Source organism: Mesobacillus boroniphilus JCM 21738 (genome assembly GCF_000517385.1).
GTDB classification, from domain to species: Bacteria; Bacillota; Bacilli; order Bacillales; family Cytobacillaceae; genus Mesobacillus; species Mesobacillus boroniphilus.
In genome coordinates this window covers 1-887 of the sequence record NZ_BAUW01000226.1, presented here as the reverse complement: position 1 = coordinate 887, position 887 = coordinate 1, and the positions used below count along the sequence as shown (strand labels likewise).

Below are 887 nucleotides of genomic sequence, written 5' to 3'. Positions count from 1 at the left end.
GAAGCAGTTTAGTGAAAGAAGGAGAAGGTTCTAATTTAGCGAATTTATAAGTCATTGCTGAAAAACGTCAGGGGAGTAACTATGAATAGGGATAAAGATAGGTATTATTCAGAGCTTGCACTTAAAGAAGCCGAACAGGCATTGAAAGAGAACACTTATCCAATAGGAGCAATTATTGTTGATGAAAATTATAATTTAATTGCTAAGGGGAGAAACAGAGTTCATCCAAATCAAGATGCGACAGCTCACGCAGAAATTGATGCTATTAGAAATGCTGGTCATATAATCTTAGATGCGAAAGTTAAAAGAGAGAAATTTACAATCTATACTTCCTTAGAGCCTTGCCCAATGTGCACAGGTGGAATATTGTTCGCTAACATTAAAAGAGTAGTGTGGCTATTAAACGATGATTTAGGTTTTGGTGGATATAGAAAAATAAAAGCTACCAACGCTTTTGAGCGAAGATTTAATGAAGTCGAGTTAGTTGAGGAACCGTATGAGGATTTAAAAAAGAAACAAATGGAACTTATGGGAAAATGGGCAATGAACCCGAATAACGTTGTTAATTTAAGAAAAGCTGTAAATAAATAAAATGTCATTCAATTTAAAGAATGCATAAGCCAACCAATAGGCTACTGTAACTCCCTTACATATTGACTAAAGCTTCCTAAGAAACACTTCTAAACATTCTTTTATAAAGGTAATATTGAATTGCTGCCATAATTGGTGGCTTTTTTAGTTGAAAGTAAAATGGTTTACTCAAAATTTCTTTGTGAAAAAGTCTCAGAATAGAACTTTAAAAAAATACGAATCGTCTAATTAAAAAGCAAAAGGGAAGCGAGGAGAAAATGATTGATATGATAGATGACTCTAAATCAGAACCTCTG

General features: G+C 33.4%; 1 protein-coding gene. It reads left to right on the top strand.

Features of this window, described 5'->3' with window-relative positions; all coding sequences use genetic code 11:
• Window positions 1-81: 81 nt before the first annotated feature.
• Window positions 82-591 carry a nucleoside deaminase gene (locus tag JCM21738_RS21925; protein ID WP_023627811.1) on the top strand — a complete coding sequence of 170 codons (510 nt, stop codon included), beginning with the start codon at window positions 82-84 and terminating at the stop codon, window positions 589-591.
• The last annotated feature ends 296 nt before the right edge of the window (window positions 592-887 follow it).

Bases quoted from the DNA above. Each gene is read 5' to 3' on its own strand.
- JCM21738_RS21925 (WP_023627811.1), top strand. From the start codon at position 82: ATGAATAGGGATAAAGATAGGTATTATTCAGAGCTTGCACTTAAAGAA.